At 72.3% G+C, this 15,441-nt stretch carries 15 protein-coding genes; 9 read left to right on the top strand and 6 right to left on the bottom strand.

Annotated elements, in window-relative coordinates; genetic code table 11:
- Positions 1 to 13 precede the first annotated feature (13 nt).
- The gene (locus ACWCO8_RS28675) at positions 14 to 964 is read right to left on the bottom strand and encodes a ParB/RepB/Spo0J family partition protein (protein ID WP_451034701.1); all 951 of its coding nucleotides are present in this window, start codon (positions 962 to 964) and stop codon (positions 14 to 16) included.
- A gap of 258 nt (positions 965 to 1,222) precedes the next feature.
- On the opposite strand from ACWCO8_RS28675, the gene ACWCO8_RS28670 reads away from it, so the two are divergent.
- Positions 1,223 to 1,837, top strand: a complete 615-nt coding sequence (locus ACWCO8_RS28670) for a TetR family transcriptional regulator (protein WP_451034700.1) — start codon at positions 1,223 to 1,225, stop codon at positions 1,835 to 1,837.
- 6 nt (positions 1,838 to 1,843) lie between these two features.
- Here ACWCO8_RS28670 and ACWCO8_RS28665 read toward each other — a convergent pair whose 3' ends face one another.
- The 5 genes from ACWCO8_RS28665 to ACWCO8_RS28645 all read right to left on the bottom strand — a co-directional run bounded on the left by ACWCO8_RS28665 (position 1,844) and on the right by ACWCO8_RS28645 (position 6,277).
- Positions 1,844 to 2,617 carry an SDR family NAD(P)-dependent oxidoreductase gene (locus ACWCO8_RS28665; RefSeq protein WP_451034699.1) on the bottom strand — a complete coding sequence of 258 codons (774 nt, stop codon included), beginning with the start codon at positions 2,615 to 2,617 and terminating at the stop codon, positions 1,844 to 1,846.
- Positions 2,618 to 2,671: 54 nt separating this feature from the next.
- Entirely contained in the window at positions 2,672 to 3,577 is a 906-nt protein-coding gene (locus tag ACWCO8_RS28660) for an NAD(P)H-binding protein (RefSeq protein ID WP_451034698.1), read from the bottom strand.
- The gene (locus ACWCO8_RS28655; RefSeq protein ID WP_362011597.1) at positions 3,574 to 4,194 is read right to left on the bottom strand and encodes a ScbR family autoregulator-binding transcription factor; all 621 of its coding nucleotides are present in this window, start codon (positions 4,192 to 4,194) and stop codon (positions 3,574 to 3,576) included. Before ACWCO8_RS28655 ends, ACWCO8_RS28660 begins: the two co-directional genes overlap by 4 nt.
- 90 nt (positions 4,195 to 4,284) lie before the next feature.
- The gene (locus ACWCO8_RS28650) at positions 4,285 to 4,848 is read right to left on the bottom strand and encodes a nitroreductase family protein (protein WP_451034816.1); all 564 of its coding nucleotides are present in this window, start codon (positions 4,846 to 4,848) and stop codon (positions 4,285 to 4,287) included.
- Positions 4,849 to 4,945: 97 nt separating this feature from the next.
- Entirely contained in the window at positions 4,946 to 6,277 is a 1,332-nt protein-coding gene (locus ACWCO8_RS28645) for an aminotransferase class V-fold PLP-dependent enzyme (RefSeq protein WP_451034697.1), read from the bottom strand.
- Positions 6,278 to 6,650: 373 nt separating this feature from the next.
- Between ACWCO8_RS28645 and ACWCO8_RS28640 the strand changes: the two genes are divergently transcribed.
- From ACWCO8_RS28640 to ACWCO8_RS28605, 8 genes are all read left to right on the top strand, one after another.
- A complete protein-coding gene (locus tag ACWCO8_RS28640; RefSeq protein ID WP_451034696.1) occupies positions 6,651 to 7,655 on the top strand; it encodes an NAD(P)/FAD-dependent oxidoreductase in 1,005 nt (334 codons plus the stop codon).
- Positions 7,652 to 7,951, top strand: a complete 300-nt coding sequence (locus tag ACWCO8_RS28635) for a 2Fe-2S iron-sulfur cluster-binding protein (RefSeq protein ID WP_451034695.1) — start codon at positions 7,652 to 7,654, stop codon at positions 7,949 to 7,951. The genes ACWCO8_RS28640 and ACWCO8_RS28635 overlap by 4 nt, the downstream gene beginning before the upstream one ends.
- A gap of 94 nt (positions 7,952 to 8,045) precedes the next feature.
- The gene (locus ACWCO8_RS28630) at positions 8,046 to 8,798 is read left to right on the top strand and encodes a hypothetical protein (RefSeq protein ID WP_362011586.1); all 753 of its coding nucleotides are present in this window, start codon (positions 8,046 to 8,048) and stop codon (positions 8,796 to 8,798) included.
- A gap of 71 nt (positions 8,799 to 8,869) precedes the next feature.
- Positions 8,870 to 10,222: an ATP-grasp domain-containing protein gene (locus ACWCO8_RS28625; RefSeq protein WP_451034694.1), complete on the top strand. Its 1,353-nt coding sequence runs from the start codon at positions 8,870 to 8,872 to the stop codon at positions 10,220 to 10,222.
- A complete protein-coding gene (locus tag ACWCO8_RS28620; RefSeq protein ID WP_451034693.1) occupies positions 10,219 to 11,547 on the top strand; it encodes an ATP-grasp domain-containing protein in 1,329 nt (442 codons plus the stop codon). The genes ACWCO8_RS28625 and ACWCO8_RS28620 overlap by 4 nt, the downstream gene beginning before the upstream one ends.
- Complete coding sequence (locus ACWCO8_RS28615; protein WP_451034692.1) at positions 11,544 to 12,851, top strand: ATP-grasp domain-containing protein; 1,308 nt, start codon at positions 11,544 to 11,546, stop codon at positions 12,849 to 12,851. The genes ACWCO8_RS28620 and ACWCO8_RS28615 overlap by 4 nt, the downstream gene beginning before the upstream one ends.
- Positions 12,848 to 13,747 carry an EamA family transporter gene (locus ACWCO8_RS28610; protein WP_451034691.1) on the top strand — a complete coding sequence of 300 codons (900 nt, stop codon included), beginning with the start codon at positions 12,848 to 12,850 and terminating at the stop codon, positions 13,745 to 13,747. Before ACWCO8_RS28615 ends, ACWCO8_RS28610 begins: the two co-directional genes overlap by 4 nt.
- Complete coding sequence (locus tag ACWCO8_RS28605; RefSeq protein ID WP_451034690.1) at positions 13,747 to 15,426, top strand: DUF885 domain-containing protein; 1,680 nt, start codon at positions 13,747 to 13,749, stop codon at positions 15,424 to 15,426. The genes ACWCO8_RS28610 and ACWCO8_RS28605 overlap by 1 nt, the downstream gene beginning before the upstream one ends.
- Positions 15,427 to 15,441 lie beyond the last annotated feature (15 nt).

The following is a 15,441-nucleotide window of genomic DNA, read 5'->3' as shown; positions in this document are numbered from 1 at the left end:
CCTCCCTACGCGCCTAGTGCTCCACCATGTCGCCCAGGGCGCGGTCGAGGTCGCTGGCGAAGCGCTGCCATTCCCGGGCGTAGGAGTTGGCCAGGTCGGCGACCGCGACGGCGCAGTGCACCGGCACCGCGGCCATCAGCTGCTGCCCGGCTTCGAGGTCCGGTGCGCGCTTGTTCAGCCAGCGCAGCAAGGCGCGTCCGGACTCGGTGAACCTGAGCGAGGGGTCCTTCGCCAGGGTCTCGATGCGCTGCTCCCGCAGGTCGCCCGGCGGTGGCCCGGCGGGCCGCTCGCAGCGGCCTGCCTCGCGTACGAGGCCGGGGCTCGGCGGTGGTGGTGGGGGAGCCTGCTCGTCACGGCGCAGCCGCTGCCGGATCGCGCCCGCGGTGCTGATGGAGACGCCCGCGCTGGCGGCGACCTCGCTGAGGGTGGCGCCGGGGTGTTCGGCGAGGAAGGCGACGGCGACCTCGCGGCGCCGGGCCGCGTCGAGCGGGCGGGCGCGGCCGTCCGCCCCGACCCGTACCCCCGGCTGCGGGACCTCTTCGGTCGACGTACGGCGGACGGCGCTCACGGTCTTGGGTGAGAGGCCGGTGATGCGGGCGATCGCGCGGTCCGACAGATCGGGGTGCGAGGTCAGGATCCGCCCGGCGGCGGCCTTGCGGTCCTTGAGCGTCAGGGGCAGGCCGTGGGAGACGTTGGCCGTCACGGAGTGGATGAAGACCTCGCCGGCCGGTCCGTCCAGGAACCGGACCGGGATCTCGGCCTCGCCCCGGAGCCGGGCGGCGTGGAGGCGGTGCATGCCGTCGACCACGCGCATGGTGCCCCGGTGCACCAGGACCGGCTCGATGGCGCGCTGCGCGAGCACCTCGACGTGCTCCCGGCTCAGCCCGCCGAGCCGGGGCGAGTCGGCGGCCAGCAGGGAGTCCGTCGGTACCAGGTGGACGTCCGAACACGCGCCACCGGTCATGGCCTCGAGATCACTGTCCGTCGCCTCTAATACGTCCCTCAATTCCTCCACCACCCTTTCCTCACGCGAGCGCGTGAGCACGACAGCCCGCCGCGAGGACGCGGCGGGGCACGGTTCCGGGCACGGTTCGACCATAACAAAAATAGCGTTCTTTATGTTCTGTAGAGTGGGCAAACAGCTCCCCAACTCACGGGGGAATGCGAGTCGTTCGGAGCGACACCAGGGGGCCAGACGAAACATGACAGAGGGACCGACAACGTGGCGCAGACACGAGCCGCGCTCACCCGAAGCCGGGTACTATCCGCCGCTGCCCTGGAGCTCGCCCGGTACGGCTACGCCGGCACGTCGCTGGCGCGCATCGCCTCGCAGGCCGGGGTGACGCAAGGGGCGCTCACCTTCCACTTCCCGACCAAACCCGAACTGGCCCGGGGCGTCTACGAGGAGGGTGCGACCGTTACGCGTTCGGCCGTCGTCCGCGCCCTGGCGCGTTCGCCGCTGCCGCTGCAGAACATCATCGACCTCACTCACGAGGTGGCCCGGCTGCTGCGTTCCGACACCACCGTGCAGGCGGCCGCACGGCTCAGCCGCGAGACCGCCTGGACGGGGTGCTTCTGGTACCGGCTCTGGCTCGGCGAGGTCGAAAGACTCGCCGACCGGGCGTGTGCGCGGGGGGAGTTGGCCGAGGGCTGTACGGCGGGGCTGCTGTGCTCCCTGGTGGTGTGCATGCTCGCCCGGTTCGACAGTCCGTCGGTCCCCACGACCGGCACGGTCGGCGAAGACCTCGAAGCGCTCGCGCAGTTGTGGTGCCTGGCGCTCGGCGCGGTGGCCGCGACCCGCTCGCCCGACCTGCTGCCGGGCGGAAGTCAGAGCTGAGGGGAGTCACCGGGCCGTCCAGCCTCCGTCCACCGGGACCGCGGCCCCGGTGGTGAACGAGGAGCGGTCGGAGCAGAGCCACAGCGCGGCCTGGGCCACCTCGGAGGGGTCGGCCAGGCGGCGCTGGATGGCGCGGCTGGTGAACGGCTCGTACAGCGAAGGCGTACGGGTGAGGACCTCGTCCATCAGCTCGGTGTGCGTGCTCCCCACCACCAGGGCGTTGACCCGGATGCCGTGCGGCCCGTACTCGTCGGCGGCGGCCCGGGTGAGGCCGAGCACGGCGTGCTTGGCCGCGATGTAGGGGGCGGCGGTGCCGGTGGCGCGCAGGCCCGCGACGCTGGAGGTGTTGACGATGGCGCCGCGGGTCCCGGATTCGAGCATCGCGCCGATCTGGGCGCGGAGGCAGTTCCAGACGCCCCGGACGTTGACGTCCATGATCCGGTCGTACTCGGCGTCGTCCGTCTTGTGCAGGGGGGTGCCCGAGGAGGCCCAGCCGGCGTTGTTGAAGGCCGCGTCGAGCCCGCCGTAGGTGTCCAGGGCCCGGTCGACGGCGCGCTGGACGGCGTCGGCGTCGGTGACGTCGGCCGGTACGCAGAGGGCTTCGGCGCCGGTCTCGCGGATGAGCCGGGCGTGGTGTTCGAGCCGGTCCGCGCGCCGGGCCACGAGGACCACGGCGGCGCCTTCGGCGGCGAAGGCGTGCGCGGCGGCGGCGCCGATGCCGCTGGACGCGCCGGTGATCATGACGGTCCTGCCGTGGAGGAGAGGGGTGGATGAGGCCACGGCGAAGGGTCCAATCGACGGGTGGGGCGGGCGATCAGGTCTCTGGGAGGGGCCCTACGCGCGTACGGGGGTGAGGAAGGCCGGTGCGTGTTCGGTGGCCCACGTGCGGAAGGACCGGGGCGCGTGGCCCGTCGCCTCGCGCACCCCGTCGGCCACGGCGGCCTTGGAGCCGCGGTTCTGCCGTTCGGCGCTGAGCGTGCGCGCCTCCACCAGGATCTCGGGCATGCGGCGGCGCCACTCCTGGCGGGCCCGGTCCAGGGAGATCTCCTCGAAGACCAGCGGCCGGCCCAGGACTTCGGACAGCGTGGCGGTCTTCTCCCGTACGGAGATCGCGCGCGGCCCGGTGAGCGCGTACGTCCGCCCGATGTGGCCGGGGCCCGTCAGGGCCTGGACGGCGGCGTCGGCGATGTCGGCCGGGTCGACACAGGAGTTGAGGGAGTCTCCGTGGAGAGCGCGCACGATGCCGTGCCGGGCGATGTCGTCCCGCCAGGCCAGGGCGTGGGTCATGAAGGAGCGGGGGCGCAGCAGGGTCCACGGAAGGCCGCTCGCCCTCAGTCGCTCCTCGTTCTCGCGCTGCCAGCGGGTGATGGCGTCGTCGGCGTCCGGGTCGGTCACGGCCTGGGCGGACAGCTTGACGACGTGCGGGGTGCCGGTAGCCGCGGCGGCGTGGAGGAGGTTGACGTCGTGCTCGGGGCTCAGCGGGTCGTTGGTGACGAGCAGCAGCGCGTCCGCCCCGCGCAGGGCGGTCCTGAGCGTGGCGGGCGAGGCGAAGTCCGCGCCGACGAGCCGGCCGGGCAGGCCCAGGGCGGCCGCCTTCGCCGGGTCCCTGGTCAGCAGGGTCACGTCGTGCGTTCCGGCGGCGGCCAGTCGTGCCGCGGTGAGCCGTCCGACCGTTCCGGTGGCGCCGGCGAGCACGATGCGGCGGGCCGGTTCCCGCTGTCCGAGGGGAGAGGCGTTCATGGGGCCCTTCCGAGGTCGGGGTCGACAACGACGGTGGCGGCGTCGGGTGCCGCGATGCCCGGCAGCAGCAGCCGCCACATGGAGCAGGTGCGCTCGGTCAGGTCGGCCCGGCCGGTGACCAGTTGGGAGTACAGCTGTACGCCCGTACAGGCGCCGACGACGAACTGGGCGACCTCCTCGGGCGAGACGCCCTCGCGGAGGCTCCCCTCGGCGCGGGCCACTTCGAGATGGCCGACCATGATGTCCTTCCAGCCCTCGAAGGAGTCGATGTCGCGCATGCCGAAGCGGCTCTGCTCGACGGCGAGCCGGACGCCGGCGCGCAGCATCGGGTCGGTCTGCAGCCGGTGGGCCCAGACCAGCGTGATGTCGACCAGGCGCTGGAGTCCGCTGGACTCCAGGAGCGGCTCGATCACGTAGGGCTGGGCGTTCATCACCTCGTGGGCCAGGTCCTGCTTCGAGGGGAAGTGGAAGTAGAGCGCGCCCAGCGTGACGCCGGCCCGCTTGACGATGCGGGTGACGCTCGCGCCCTCGTAGCCCTCCTCGTCGAAGAGCTCCGCCGCCGCCTTCATGATCAGGTTGCGCGTGCGGACGGCACGCTCCTGCTTCAGATCAGTCACCCATGCGTCCGATCACCCTCGTCGACCAGGCCCCGACTCGGCCTCGAAAAGAAACCGAACGTATTTTATGTTAGCGCGGGTGACGGAGTCTCAGGGGGTGAAGACGGAGATCCGGTCGGTCACGTCCTCGGGCACCCGCCGCTGCGAGGCCCTGCTGCGCGGCGGGGTGCCGATGCACAGCCAGCCCAGCAGGCGCTCCTCCGCGCGCAGGCCGAGGACGCGGCGGATCGGCTCGGACTCGGTGAACCCGCCGGTGCGCCAGACGCTGCCGAAACCGCGGGCGTGCAACAGCAGGGTCAGCGAGTCGGTCATCGCGCTGGTGGCGGCGAGCTGCTCCCACTCGGGGGGACCGTCCTGGCCGCCCGGGTCGTGCGGCACGGGGGAGAAGACCAGCGTGGCGAGGAGCGGCGCGCCCTGGATCTCCTCCAGCCACTCGGGTCCCGGCCCGGGCCCCGTGGGCCCCGCGCCCTCGTCCGCGAGGCAGCGCTCCAGAGCGGCGCGGCCCTCGTCGCGTATCAGGATCAACCGCCAGGGCCGCAGGCCGCCGTGGTCGGGGGCCGTGGCGGCGGCGCGCAGGAGATACGCGAACTCCTGGTCGTTCGGGGCGGGTGCGACGAGGTGCTGTTCGCTGCGGCGGGACAGCACGGCCGTCATGACATCCACGGGTGTTCCTCCTCTGCGTTCAAGGGGCGGCCGCCGGCACCTCGCGACGGCCGTGGCGGCCGCAGCGGGCGACCTCACAGGGCGGTCCTCACGCCAGGGAGCGGACGACCTTCAGCGCCCTGTCCACGTCCTTGGGGAAGTTGACGATCCCGGCCGACAGGCGCACGTGCGGGACCGCGTACGGGGTGCCGCTGGCGATGACCCGGTGGTCGCGGAAGATCTGCACGACGTCCTGCGGCTTGTAGCCGTCGACATCGAAGATGACGAAGCCCGCGGACCGCCCGGCGTCGACCGGCGTGTGCAGCGTGACGTGCTTCATGCGGGCCAGCCCCTCCTTGATCTGCCCGTTCAGCTCCGCGATCCGGCCGTGCACCCGTCCGCGGCCGATCTGCCGGTGGAAGCGGAACGCCTCGACGACGGCCCACTGGTGCTCGTACGCGAAGAAGCCGCCCGGGCTGACCCACGCGGCCTGCGTCGGGCCGGCCGGCGGGCGTTCCTGCCGCCAGGCGTCGGTGGTCTCCTTGGCCATCAGGCTGGGGATCGTCGGCCGCAGGAGCGCCCAGCTCTCCGGCTTTCCCCAGATGATCCCGGTGCCGTGCGGGCCGAGGATCCACTTGTGCGTCCCCGCGGCGAAGAAGTCGCAGCCCATCTTCGCGACGTCCTCGTCCACCACGCCGAAGCCGTGGACCCCGTCCACCACCAGCAGGACGCGGTCCGCCTCGTCGCGATGGCGGTTCAGCTCCTTGATCGCGGCCGCGAGCGGGGCGATCGGCAGCCGCACACCGGTGCCGGAGTGGACCCAGGTGACGCCGACGACCCGGGTGTTCGGGCGGATGGCGGCGCGGATCCGTGCCACGGCCTCGTCGGCCGAGAAGTTCAGGGACGATTCGTAGAGCGGGATCTTCCGCATGCTCCCGCCCCACTTCTCGACGGCGAGCCGAATCGATTCGTGGTGCGGATAGAACTCGTGCGTGGTGGTCAGCACCTCCTGGCCGGGCTTCAGGCGCAGGCCGTTGTAGATGAGGGCGAGCCCCATCGTGGTGCTGCTGGTGAGGGCGATCTCCTCGGGCTTCCCGCCGACGTATTCGGCGGCGGCCGCGCAGACGTCACGCCACAGCATGTCCTCGTCGCGCCGGAACATGTTGTCGTCGAGGAAACTGTACGGATTCTCGTCGAACGCCTTGCGATATCGGGTGATCGCCTCACGCACCGGAGTGGGGTTCGAGGCGAAATAGAAGTTCGACAGATGCGCGTACTCGGGCGCGAGCAGGAACTGCGCGCGGACGGATTTCCAGTCGTGCGGCCGGAAGGGCGCGGGAGTCGCCTCCTGTGCGGCGGCGGCCTTTCCCAGCGGGCCCAACGACAGTGCGGAAGCCGCGATACCGGAACCGGCCAGAATCCTGCGGCGCGAAAGAGACACGATCACTCCATGAGGTGGGGTGGATTGTGCATTGCCGGACAGGAAAGAGTGAAGGATCGCCGTCCGGTTCCGTCAAGTCCGGTCCGGTTCCGTGCCGGAGGCCCGCCCGTCGCCGGCCTCGACGGCTTCGACTGAGGAAGTTCCACACTCGGAGCTCCGGCCGGTACGGGCGGTAGAGGCCGGCCGTCGCTTCCGACCGTCCGGCTGGAGTGCGGAGTTCCGACCCCATTCGTTGACGGTCCATCTCGGGCCGCTCAATGATGAATTCGTGCTCGGCGGAGTGAATTTCCTCCGGCCGAGGAATCCGAACCACCCGAACTATGTGAATGGCAGAGCTGTTTCCATCGAACGTTGGAAGGGCCTGGGGTTCAGAATGCATCAAGCGAGCGCGGACGTGGCCGTCGTAGGAGCGGGTCCGGCCGGCCTGTACGCCGCCTACTGCGCGGGATTCCGAGGGCTTTCCAGCGTGATCGTCGACGCCCTTCCCGAGCCGGGCGGCCAGATCGCGGCCCTCTACCCGGAGAAGAAGATCCATGACGTCGCCGGCCATGTCGCCGTAAAGGGACGGGAGTTGGTCGAGCGCCTGGTCGCCCAGGCCGCGCCGTTCGAACCGCGCTACCTGCTCGGCAGGACCGCGGCCACCCTGACCCGGGACGAGCACGGGGCGGGCTGGGAGCTCGGCCTGGAGGACGGCGGGCGGGTGCGAGCCGGCGCCGTCGTGATCGCGGCCGGACTCGGCCGCTCCGTCCCGCGCACGCTGCCCTGTCTGCGACCGTACGAAGGGCGGGGCGTCGCCCACCACGTGCCGCGCCTCGACGAACACCGAGACCGTGACGTGGTGATCGTCGGCGGCGGCGACAGCGCGGTCGACTGGGCGCTCGCCCTCGCGCCGCTCGCCCGCTCCGTCACCGTCGTCCACCGTCGCTCGGCCTTCCGCGCCCACGAGCACGGCGTCAAGCAGATGTACGCGGCCGACGTACGCGTGCTGACCGACGCCCAGGTGACGGCCTGTCACGGCATACGGCAGCTGGAGGAGGTACGTGTCCAGGCCGGCGCGGAGGAGCTGCGGCTGCCCGCCCAGGCCCTCGTCGGCGCCCTGGGCTTCGTCACCAGCCTCGGCCCGCTCGCCGACTGGGGGCTCCGGCTGGAGAACCGGCTGATCGCGGTCGACCGGGCGATGCGCACGAACCTGCCGCGGGTGTACGCGGCCGGCGACATCTGCACGTACGAGGGCCGCGTCCCGCTCATCTCCGTGGGCCTCGGCGAGGCGGCGACCGCCGCGAACCACGCGGCCGTCGAGCTGCGCCCCGGCTCCCGCCTGGCGCCCGAGCACTCGACCGACCGCTCCGCCGACCTCGACGCCGTGCCGGTGCCATGACCCTGAGGAAACTGACGATCCTCCCGACCGGAACCGAGATCCTGCTGCCCGCGGGATCCCTCCTCACCGAAGTCGAGTACGAGACCCCGCAGCGGCTCATCCCGTTCGGATGCCGCTCCGGCGCGTGCGGCGCGTGCGTCGTGGAGGTCCTGGAGGGCTTCGACGCCCTCGGCGTCCCCGACGACGACGAGCTCGACTTCCTCGAAGACCTCGGCCGGACCGGCGGCGACCACCGTCTTGCCTGCCAGTGCCGGCTGCGGGGCGACGCGGTCATCCGCGTCGTCGACGACATCTGAACCGCTCGCACCCGAGCGTCCGAGATACCCGACCAACGAGTACCCGATCCACGAGTACCCGAGCACCCGACCACCCACGAGAAAAGGTGACACCATGCCGAACCGCGTGACCAACGTCGGATACGGGAAGAGCTCCACGTTCCTCAACGCCGCCGCCTCTGCGGAACTGCGCGCGAAGATCGACGAGCAGATCGACCAGCAGGTCCTCGAGTGGTACGCCAACGTGCCCGAGGCCGCGCACCTCGAAGGCAAGAACGTCGACTCCGACTACTACAAGCGCCACCTCATCGAGACCGCCTGGCGCATCCGGCTGCTCCGCGTCGCCGAGGCCAAAGCGCTCGTCGAGATAGCCAAGCGCAGCCCGGAGGCGGCCCAGGTGTGGGCCAACTACGAGCAGGAGGAGATGCTCCACGACGAGCTGTTCATCACCGACCTCGCCAAGGTGGGCGTCTCGCGCGAGCAGTTCCTCGCCACCGAGCCGTACCTCTCCACCAAGCTGCTGACCGGCTACTTCTCCTACCTCCTGGACCACGAGGGCCCCCTCGGCGTCGTCGCGTACTCGTACCTCGTCGAGTACGTCAACGTGAAGCTGGAGCCCCGCAAGCTGGAGGCGCTGAAGGGCTCGGTCGGCGAGGGCAGGATCGGCGGCCAGATCAGCCACTCGCACACCGACATCAACGACGACCACCCCGGCGAGGTCTGGGCGGCCGTCCGGCACCTGCTCCACAACGAGGACGACGTCGCCGCGTTCCAGCGGTACCTCAAGGAGCACCAGGCGCTCCTGGCGCAGTACTTCGAGGAGCTCTACCTGGACACCATCGCCAAGGCCGAGAAGCAGCCGGCCTGAGCCCAGTCCTCAGTGGGGCGCGGCGCGACCGCGCCGCGCCCCACCCGCCGGTGAGGAGGCCGGAATTGAGCATGGAAAACGCCAGGGGAGTGCTGCTGCTCAGCCATGTCGGGTTCTCGTTCCTGGAGGACCTCGCCCGCACCGTCACGGCGCGGGGGCTGAAGGTCTACGTGCTCAGCTCACTGCCGGAGCCGCAGCACCAGGGCTCGAGGCCCGGGGCGCTCGCGGACCTCGCCGACGACGTCCGGGTGACCGGCGAGCACGTACTGACCCCGCACGACGTCGAGGAGTACCTCGACGGACTCCGGGCGGCGGGCGAGCGGGTGGCCTGCTGCCTCACGGTCTGGGAGGGCTACCGGCACCTGATGGCGCTGGCCAACGCCCGGCTCGGGGTGCCGGACCTGGACGAGAAGCAGGTCCCCGAACTCCGCGACAAGCTGACCCTGCGCAACCGTCTCGCCGACGCCGGTCTCAGCCGGGTCCGGGCGGCCGCGCTCACCCCCGAGACCCTCGCCGCCCGCCGGAGCGACGGCGGCCGGCACTTCGTGAAGCCGGTCAGCGGCATCGCCTCGTTCGGCACGTTCCCGCTCGCCCCCGACACGACCTGGGCCGACCTGGAGCGCATCGCCGCCGAGGCCGCCGCCGACACGGTCTACGCGAGCGCCTTCACCCCGGGCCAGGAATCCGGCGACCGGGGCATGGAGTTCCTCGTCGAGGACTACGTACCGGGGCGGGAGTTCAGCTTCGAGGTGATCGTCGTCGACGACGAGCCGCACGTGGTCGCCGTGCACGAGAAGTGCGAGGTCACGGAGACCGCCGGCACCGTCCTGGAGAACGCCTGCGTCAGCCCGCCGACGAGCCTGTCGCCGGAGGAGACCGCGGCCGGCCTCCGCTGGGTGTCGAACGTCCTGTTCGTCCTCGGACTGCGCTGGGGTTGCTTCCATGTCGAGGCGCGGTACGACGCCCTGTCCGGCTGGGACCTGATCGAGGTCAACCCGCGCGTCGGCGGCAGCCTGATCTCGCCTAGCGTGGCCGCGCTCACCGGCGGCCCCGGGCTGCTCGACCTCTGGCTGGACGCGCTGCTCGCCGTCGACGGGCCGGCCGCCTTCGCGCAGACCCTGAAGGGCCTCTCGTACGCCCCCGACGGCACCTCGCCGAGCGGGAACGCGACTTTCTTCCGCGTCTTCTTCGCCGACCCCGGCACCATCCGCGCGGTCGGCCCGGGCGGCGAACTCCCGCTCCGGCCGGTCCTGTCGCAGATCCTCCTCGAGCCCGGCGACGTCGTGGAGTCGTCCTCGCGCGAGGTCTTCCTCGGCCAGGTGCTCTGGAGCATGGACCGCGCCGACCGGGACGCGCTCCTCCCCGGGCTGCTGACCGCCTCCGAGCGCGCGATCGAGATCGTGTACGAGACGGAGCACGCATGACGACCGGGCCGATCCTCCTCATCGTCGACTACAACCTGAGCCGCATCGACGAGGTGCGCCACCTGCGGGAGTACGCCCGCGAGCGGCACGGCGCGACGGTGGTCCTCGTCCGCGCCGAGCCCACCGAGGCCGACCACGCCATCGCCGACGAGGTCGTCGACCTCGATCCGCTCGGCGACCGCTTCCCCGAGCTCGGCGAGAAGCTGCTCGGCGACCGGCGCGAACGGATCCGGGCGGGCATCGTCTTCTCCGACAACGCCGTCCACAGCGGCGCCGCACTGCTCCACCGGCTCGGCGTCCCGGTCGACTCGCCGCCCCTCGCCGCCGGTGCCTTCTCCAAGTACCGCTACCGGCTCGACGAGGCCCGCGTCGCCGACCTGCTCACCGCGCAACGGATCATGGTGCCGGCCTTCGCCGAGATCGCCTCGCTCGACCAGCTGCGGGAGTTCGGGATCGCCCACCCCGAGGGCTTCGTCGTCAAACCGGCGGCCGAGGGCAACAACCGGGGCGTCGTCGTGGTCCGCCCCGGGGACGACCTGACGGCGGCGTTCGCCGAGGTCCTCCCGTACCTGGAGGGCGGGGTCATCTGCGAGGAACTCATCCCGTACGGGCGCGAGTTCTCCTACGACGGGCTCGGCTCGCTCTCGTTCCTGACCGAGAAGGTCAGCGCGCGCGGCCGCTACCCCGTCGAGATCGCGCAGGTGCTGCCCGCCGCCCTGGACGAGCACGAGCGGGCGACCCTGGAGCGGGCCGGACGGCAGGCCAACTGGCTGGTGGGCCAGTGCGACGGGCCGTTCCACAACGAGATCAAGCTGAGCGACGACGGGCTGCGCGCCGCGATCGTGGAGCCCAACCGGCGACCGGGCGGCATGAAGATCTGGGCCCTGGCCCGCTGGGTGTACGGGATCGATCTGCACCACCGCTGGATCGACACGGCCTTCGGCACGGCCGCCGACGCCGGTCGGCTCGTGCCGGGCTGCGCGGCGGCGACGGTGATGCTCGGCGTCGGCAGCGACCGCTCGTTCGCCCCGGACGACGTCGCGCCCGGCGCGGACCCGTTCGCGGACGCCGTGCAGGCCACCGCCGAACGGTTCGGCCTGGCCGACGGGGAGCTGACCGTCACGGAGTTCGCCTGGATGTCGGCCGAGCGGCGGGACCTGCACGCCGTCGCCCGCGACAACGCGGACTTCGCCGCCCAGGGCTGCGTCGTCCTGCGCGGCGACCGGGCCGACATCCGCACGGTCGTCCACGCCCTGCGCGAGGCCTGGTCGGAGGCCCTGGACCACGCCGTCGCCGTCCCCACTCCCGTCAGGAAGTCCCGATGAAGATCCTCGTCCTGCACCGCGTGCCCTACTTCAAGATCGAGTACCACCGGGGGATCTCCCACGACCTGCACGACGTCACCTACTTCGGCACCGACACCGCCCTCGCCACCCTGCCGCCCGGACTGCGCTGCGAGCGGGTGAGCCGCCCGGGCACGCGCCCCGCCTTCGAGGAGGCCAGGGACTGGCTGGCGGAGGAGCCGCGCGCCTTCGACCGGATCATCTCGATGTCGGAGTACGAACTCCTCGACGCGGCCCGGCTCCGCGAACACCTCGGCGTCCCGGGCGCGCCCGTCGACCAGGTCGCGCTCGCCCGCGACAAGGTCCTGATGAAGCGGGCCGTCGAGGAGGCGGGCCTACGCGTGCCGCGCTTCCTGCCGCTGCCGAGCTTCCTCCGACTGGGCGGCCGGGCGCCCTGGAACGGCCGTACCGTCCTCAAGCCGCACCGCGGGGCCTCCAGCGAGGACGTGCTCGTCTTCGCCTCCCCTCGCGAGGCCGCCGCGGCGGTCACCGAGGGCCGCACCGGCGTCGCCCGGCTCGACGGTCCCGACGCCGGCCGGGAGCTCGCGGACTTCCAGGTCGAGGAGTTCGTCTCCGGGCCGATCCGGCACTTCGACGGCCTGGTGCAGAACGGCCAGGTCCTGGCCCTCACCGCGAGCGAGTACCTGGGCACCTGCCTGGAGTACGCGCAGGGGCGGCCGATGGGCTCGTTCCAGATCGGCTTCTCCGCGGAGACCCGCGCCTGGGTGTCCCGCGCCCTGGCCGCCGTACGGATCGAGGACGGCACCTTCCACCTGGAGGCGATCGTCCAGGCGGGAGACCCCGACGGCGAGCTGGTCTTCCTGGAGGTCGGCAACCGCGTCGGGGGCGCCGACGTGGTGGCCACCTTCGAGCTGGCCACCGGCATCCACCTGCCCTCGTACGAGCTGCGCGTGCTGCTCGGCGAGCCCGTCGCCGGGACGCTCCCCGAGCAGGACGCCGACCGGCTCCGGTACGCCTGGTTCGTCCACCCCGGCCACCACCTGGCCGGGCGGGAGTACCGCGGCCTGGAGGGCGCGGGGGCGTTCCGGTCCGGGCCGCGCGTAGTCACGTGGCACGAACTGCCGCCCGGGGCGCCGCTGCCCGACCACATCACCTACCAGGCCGGGGAGACCGTCCTCGCCGGGATCGTCGCGGGCGACACCCCCGAGGAGACCCGCGAGTGGATGGCCGCCCTCTTCGGCTCCCTCGCGGTCGCCACCCGCCCGGCCGCCGCACCCCTCACTCCACCGCTCGCCCCCGAAACTCCCGAACAGGTCCCCGCATGAAGAAACAGCACATCCTGATCGCGGTGGCCGTCACCGCGATCTGGGGTCTCAACTTCTCGATCATCAAGATCGGGCTCAAGAGCGTCGACCCGCTGATCCTGGCCGGGATCAGGTTCGCGCTCTGCGCGCTGCCGGCCGTCTTCTTCCTGAAGCGGCCGCAGGTGCCGTGGCGCCACCTCGTCGGCTACGGCCTGGTGTTCGGCGTCGGCCTGTGGGGCGTGGTGAACCTGGGCATCGAGGCCGGGGTGTCGTCCGGGATCGCCTCCCTGGTCCTGCAGTTCAGCGCGTTCCTGACGATCCTGCTCGGGGCCGTGGTGTTCCGCGAGTCGCTGTCCCGGTTCCAGTACCTGGGGATGGCGGTCGCGCTCGCCGGCCTGTTCTCGATCACGTTCGTCACCGACGGCACGGTGACCATCGCCGGCGTCGCGCTCGTCCTGGTCGGCGCGGTGTCGTGGAGCGTCGCCAACGTGATCCTCAAGAAGGCCAAGCCCACGGACACCCTGGCGTTCCTGGTGTGGGCGAGCCTGTTCGCGCCGATCCCGCTCTTCCTGCTGGACCTGGTCGTGAACGGCACCGAGGGGTACGTCGCCCTGCCGCAGCAGCTCGGCTGGTCGGCGATCCTGTCCATCCTCTTCCAGGCCTACCCGAACACCCTCCTGGGGTACGCCATCTGGAACTGGTTGCTCCGCGAGTACCCGGTCTCGACCGTCGCCCCGCTCTCCCTGCTCGTCCCGGTCTTCGGCGTCCTCGGCTCGGTGCTGATCTTCAGCGAGCCGCTGCCCGCGCTCAAGCTGGTGGCCGGGGCGCTGATCGTCGCGGGCCTGGTCATCGGCCTGTACGGCAAGCGGCTGACCGAGTCCGGGGTCGCCAGGCTCCCGTCGTCGGTGAGCCGCTGATGAGCGCGCTCGACGAGCCCGCGGACGGGCAGGTGGCCGAGCTGTCGGACCGGTACGTCGACGAGCTGGCCGTCCTCGACCCGTGCCTGGCCGCCGTCATGGGGATCGCCGGGCAGGAGGAGCGGCTCACCGACCACGGCCCGGGCGCCGCGTGGGAGCGGGCCGAGCTGGCGCGCCGCACGCTGCGGGCGCTCGACGCCACGCCCACCGCCGGGGACGCGGAGCGGATCGCGGCGGCGGTGCTGCGCGAGCGGCTCGCCACGGAGGCGGCCCTGGCCGACGCCGACGCGTACGGCACGCTCCTCGACACCCTCGACGGCCCGGTCCAGCGGCTGCGCCACGCGGTGGGCCTCCTCGACCAGGGCGCCGACACCGCCTGGGACGCGCTCCACGCGCGGCTGCGGGCCGTTCCCGGGGCGCTCGCGGGGCTGCGGGAAGGCCTGGAGGACGCCCGGCGCCGAGGCCGTGTCGCGGCGTACCGGCAGGTCGTACGGAACGCCCGGGAGTGCCGGGACATGCGGCCGTACCTCGCTGGGCTGCCCGCCGGGCACGGCGACGGCGCCCTGCGGAGCGCCCTGGACGAGGCCGCGACGGCCGCGAACGGGGCGCTGACCGGCTTCTCGGCGTACCTCTCCGAGGAGCTCGCGGCGGACGCGCCGGAGCGCGAGGCGGTGGACCGGGACCGCTACCTGCTGGGCGTACGGGAGTTCCTCGGCACCCGGCTCGACCTGGAGGAGACCTATGCGTGGGGCTGGGAGGAACTGGCCCGGGTGCGGCGGGAGACGGCCGAGGCCGCGGCGGCCGTCGCACCCGGCGAGCCGGTGCCGGCGGTGCTTGCGGCGCTCGACGGCGACCCACGCCACCTGGTGAAGGGCGCGGCGGCGTTCCGCGACCGGCTCCAGGAGCTCGCCGACGGCGCCATCGCCGACCTCGACGGCACCCACTTCGCGATCCCCGCGCCGCTGTTACGGATCGACTGCCGGACCGCCCGCACCGACGGGCCCGCCTCCTACCTGGCGCCCAGCGAGGACCTGTCGCGCCCCGGCACGGTCTGGTGGCCGGTGCCGACCGACCCGGACGCGCCGGTCCCGACGTGGACCGTGCCGAGCACGATGTTCCACGAGGGCGTCCCCGGCCACCACCTCCAGCTGGGCGTGACGACCCTCAACACCGCGACCCTCAACCGGTTCCAGCGCCTCGCGAGCGAGCTGCACGTGGGGCACTGCGAGGGGTGGGGCCTGTACGCGGAGCGGCTGATGGACGAGCTGGGGTACCTCGCCGACCCGGCGCACCGCCTCGGCATGCTGGCCGGCGGGCAGCAGTTGCGCGCCGCGCGGGTGGTCCTGGACATCGGCCTGCACCTGCGGCTCCGGATCCCCGCGGGCACCGGGTTCCACGAGGGCGAGCGGTGGACGCCGCGCCTCGCCCGGGAGTTCCTCGCCGAGCACTGCGGGGTCGGCCCTGCGGGGTTCGTCGCGTTCGAGATCGACCGGTATCTGGGGCGCCCCGGGCAGGCCCTCGCCTACAAGCTGGGCGAGAAGGCGTGGCTGGACGCCCGGGACGCGGCCCGCCGCCGCGACGGGGCCGCGTTCGACCTCAAGCGCTTCCACCGACAGGCCCTGGATCTCGGGCCGATGGGCCTGGACCTGCTGCGGGCGGAGCTGACCCGCGCGAACTGACTCGCTCCGACCGAC

The organism is Streptomyces sp. NPDC001927, from assembly GCF_053594455.1.
Note: the sequence above shows the minus strand (reverse complement) of the source record. Positions and strands in the feature narration are given on the sequence as shown.

Bases quoted from the DNA above. Each gene is read 5' to 3' on its own strand.
- ACWCO8_RS28610 (WP_451034691.1), top strand. From the start codon at position 12,848: ATGAAGAAACAGCACATCCTGATCGCGGTGGCCGTCACCGCGATCTGG.
- ACWCO8_RS28675 (WP_451034701.1), bottom strand. From the start codon at position 964: ATGACCGGTGGCGCGTGTTCGGACGTCCACCTGGTACCGACGGACTCC.
- ACWCO8_RS28615 (WP_451034692.1), top strand. From the start codon at position 11,544: ATGAAGATCCTCGTCCTGCACCGCGTGCCCTACTTCAAGATCGAGTAC.
- ACWCO8_RS28620 (WP_451034693.1), top strand. From the start codon at position 10,219: ATGACGACCGGGCCGATCCTCCTCATCGTCGACTACAACCTGAGCCGC.
- ACWCO8_RS28635 (WP_451034695.1), top strand. From the start codon at position 7,652: ATGACCCTGAGGAAACTGACGATCCTCCCGACCGGAACCGAGATCCTG.
- ACWCO8_RS28630 (WP_362011586.1), top strand. From the start codon at position 8,046: ATGCCGAACCGCGTGACCAACGTCGGATACGGGAAGAGCTCCACGTTC.
- ACWCO8_RS28650 (WP_451034816.1), bottom strand. From the start codon at position 4,848: ATGACGGCCGTGCTGTCCCGCCGCAGCGAACAGCACCTCGTCGCACCC.
- ACWCO8_RS28660 (WP_451034698.1), bottom strand. From the start codon at position 3,577: ATGAACGCCTCTCCCCTCGGACAGCGGGAACCGGCCCGCCGCATCGTG.
- ACWCO8_RS28625 (WP_451034694.1), top strand. From the start codon at position 8,870: ATGGAAAACGCCAGGGGAGTGCTGCTGCTCAGCCATGTCGGGTTCTCG.
- ACWCO8_RS28640 (WP_451034696.1), top strand. From the start codon at position 6,651: ATGCATCAAGCGAGCGCGGACGTGGCCGTCGTAGGAGCGGGTCCGGCC.
- ACWCO8_RS28605 (WP_451034690.1), top strand. From the start codon at position 13,747: ATGAGCGCGCTCGACGAGCCCGCGGACGGGCAGGTGGCCGAGCTGTCG.